The organism is Ruminococcus sp. 5_1_39BFAA (genome assembly GCF_964240875.1).
GTDB lineage: Bacteria > Bacillota > Clostridia > Lachnospirales > Lachnospiraceae > Blautia_A.
In genome coordinates this window covers 1-2,812 of sequence record NZ_CAXSVO010000075.1, presented here as the reverse complement: position 1 = coordinate 2,812, position 2,812 = coordinate 1, and the positions used below count along the sequence as shown (strand labels likewise).

Below are 2,812 nucleotides of genomic sequence, written 5' to 3'. Positions count from 1 at the left end.
ATTATAACATCGCTCTTTCTTTTTTACAATGCGGCAAATTCGCCGAGAATCGCAGGTGCGAAGCTGCTTTTATGCAAGTTCTGTGCATCCCGGTGCATTTGCTGCTTTTATGCAAATTCTGTGTATCCGGTGAGTTCGCTGCTGTGAGGGCGTGCGCTGCCGATAACGGCAATAATAAGCTGCACCCTTGCGCACGACTTTTTCCTGGAGTATACTGGATACAGCGCAGCGCCGCAATATTTATCCAGGAGGTATGATCCATTATGGAAATAGAGAGAAAATTTCTCATCGACAAAAATAAGCTCCCCGAAAATCTGGAACAGTATCCCAGCAAACAGATCGAACAGGGCTATCTCTGCACGGATCCTGTTGTGCGCATCCGCCGTTCCAATAATTCTTACTATCTCACCTACAAGTCGAAAGGGCTTCTCGCCCGTGAGGAGTACAATCTTCCTCTTACCCGGGAAGCTTACGAGCACCTTCGTCCAAAGGCTGACGGAATCGTGATCTCCAAGGTGCGGTACGTGATCCCGGAAAAAGACGGGCTTTCCATTGAGCTTGATATCTTCGGCGCGCCATACCAGGGGCTGCTGCTGGCTGAAGTGGAATTTCCTTCAGAGGAAGCTGCCAATGCATATGTGCCCCCCGCATGGTTCAGTGAGGATGTGACCTACTCCACAAAATACCACAACAGCACCTTAAGCAAAGGCGAAGGGCTTTCGATTTAGAGCTTCTTTCCTTTATCGGCACATGCCTGCAAAGCCTCGAATACAGCGCTGCGGAAGCCCAGACGTTCCAGGGTTCTCACGCCTTCGATGGTGCTTCCTGCCGGAGAGCACACCATATCCTTCAGCTCTCCGGGATGCAGGCCTGTTTCCATAACCAGCTTTGCGCTTCCCAATACAGCCTGGGCAGCAAAACGATATGCCTGCTTTCTGGGCATTCCCTGCGCTACCGCTGCATCCGCCATCGCCTCTATGAACATGAATACGTAGGCCGGAGAGCAGCCGCTGACAGCTCCCACCGCATCCATCAGGCGTTCCGGCACCACTTCTGTGCATCCGAAGCTGTTTGTAATGGCAAGAACCTGTTCCAGATCCTCCTCTGTCACCTTTTCATTGATGCAGGCTCCGGTCATGCCTTCCCCTGCCTGTGCCGGGGTGTTTGGCATCAGACGCACGATCTTTAAGGGCTGGCCGCATTTTTCTTCCAGCCATGCCAGCGTTTTGCCCGGTGCAATTCCGATCACCATATGCTCCGGTGTGAAAAGATCTTTTACTTCTGAGAGTACCTCCTCATAGAACTGGGGCTTCACTGCAAGTATAACAATCTTTGCATTTTTTACAACCTCCCGGTTGTCCATTGTGGTCACAACTCCCAGCTTTTCCCTGCTTTTTCTGCTTCCCTCTTCTGTGAGATTTGAAACAATAATCTCTTCTTTCTGAAAAACTCCGTTTTTCAAAATCCCGCCGATCATTGCGGAAGCCATATTTCCACATCCGATAAATCCGATTTTCATATCCTGTCCTCCTCGTCCGGCTGATGTGTGTATTCGTATTCTTCTCCAGCCGGTGCTTTCTTCTATTTTATCATCCTGTTTTTTCTTGTCAACTGCGATGAAACGCGTATCGCCGCTGCGGTCCTTATAGTCAAAAAAAATTTTCAAGCTCTTGATTTTTCGCTGCATTGTGCTATAATGACCACATGCAGATATAGTTCATTGGTAGAACATCAGCTTCCCAAGCTGAGGAGGCGGGTTCGATTCCCGTTATCTGCTCTTACAAAAGCCAGGAGCCGCTAAAATAGCTGATTCCCGGCTTTTCTTTTTTGGTTGTTGATACTAAAATGATACTTAAATCATGATCCGCTTACCAACAACACCCCAACGCTGTATACTCCGTGGAACTTGTCCAGGTACGATTGAAATGCCCCACGCATTCCTCTTCAGGGCTTTGCTGTAAGTGTCACCGTACATAAGAGACTGCAGTACTCTGGCCCGACTCTCTCATGGCCCTCAATGCCTTGTTCTGCTGCTGCCTGGTCTGTTCAACGGTAAGCCCTGCTGCCGCTCCAGCTTCTTTCAAAGTCTTCCCTTCCTGGTACCGCATCCGGATCACTGTCGGCTGCTGCCCTCCTCACCTTCTCCGATTAGCACATCCAGACTTCCCATATCGTCCATGGCCATAGCTTTCGCAAGCTGATCCAGCCTTCTATGACTAATGCCCAGGTAATAACAACATTCCCGATCTGTGGGTTTCCGGTCAAATTGTGTAAGAAAGGCAGCAGTCAGCTTCTTGTACTTTCCTATCATTGACCGGAGATCAACCGGGATCCGGACAACACTTCCGCAGTCCTCTATATACCGCTGCATACTCTGCCTAATCCAGAAGCCTGCATAATTAATAAATGGTACACCCTCATCCGGGTTATAACCATCTACAGCTTGGCACAGCCCAATATACCCCTGCTGCTTTAAGTCCTCCATATCCTCATAACCCTGGAAGCGCTTTGCAATGGCAACTATGAATCCCTGGTTCTGCTGCCACAGCTTAAGCATATTCTCAGCTACATCTATCCCGGCCCTTATCCGGATCACTAACTGTTCGTTGGTCATGGTATCAGCTCCTTGTTTTTTAGGGTGTGGGAAATGTGAATGCCCCAGACAATCCATTTGGGAAAGTCCGGGGCATTGACCATTATTCTCCTTCCGGAGTTATTTCCTGTGTAGCTACCGGCTGTGCCTGGTAATAGATTGCTTCCGCATCGTACGGTTCTTTGATCCAGCTTCCTCCATCCCCGTTCAGGATTCTCT

General features: G+C 49.3%; 4 protein-coding genes and 1 tRNA gene. 2 read left to right on the top strand and 3 right to left on the bottom strand.

The genetic code is table 11. From position 1 onward, the window contains the following. Positions 1-263: 263 nt before the first annotated feature. Positions 264-728, top strand: coding sequence for a CYTH domain-containing protein (locus ACESZH_RS23745; protein ID WP_373219550.1), 465 nt, complete (start codon positions 264-266; stop codon positions 726-728). Here the strand turns inward: ACESZH_RS23745 and proC are convergent. After that, a complete protein-coding gene (proC, locus tag ACESZH_RS23740) occupies positions 725-1,519 on the bottom strand; it encodes a pyrroline-5-carboxylate reductase (RefSeq protein ID WP_373219551.1) in 795 nt (264 codons plus the stop codon). The two genes, ACESZH_RS23745 and proC, sit on opposite strands and share 4 nt — an antisense overlap. A gap of 187 nt (positions 1,520-1,706) precedes the next feature. Here proC and ACESZH_RS23735 point away from each other — a divergent pair. Beyond that, positions 1,707-1,777 (top strand) — tRNA-Gly (locus ACESZH_RS23735). A 187-nt stretch (positions 1,778-1,964) separates the two neighbouring features. On the opposite strand, the gene ACESZH_RS23730 is transcribed toward ACESZH_RS23735, so the two are convergent. Continuing rightward, on the bottom strand, positions 1,965-2,084 hold the full coding sequence (locus ACESZH_RS23730; RefSeq protein ID WP_373219553.1) for a hypothetical protein: 120 nt from the start codon (positions 2,082-2,084) through the stop codon (positions 1,965-1,967). 29 nt (positions 2,085-2,113) lie between these two features. Continuing rightward, positions 2,114-2,614: a sigma factor gene (locus ACESZH_RS23725; protein WP_373219555.1), complete on the bottom strand. Its 501-nt coding sequence runs from the start codon at positions 2,612-2,614 to the stop codon at positions 2,114-2,116. Positions 2,615-2,812 lie beyond the last annotated feature (198 nt).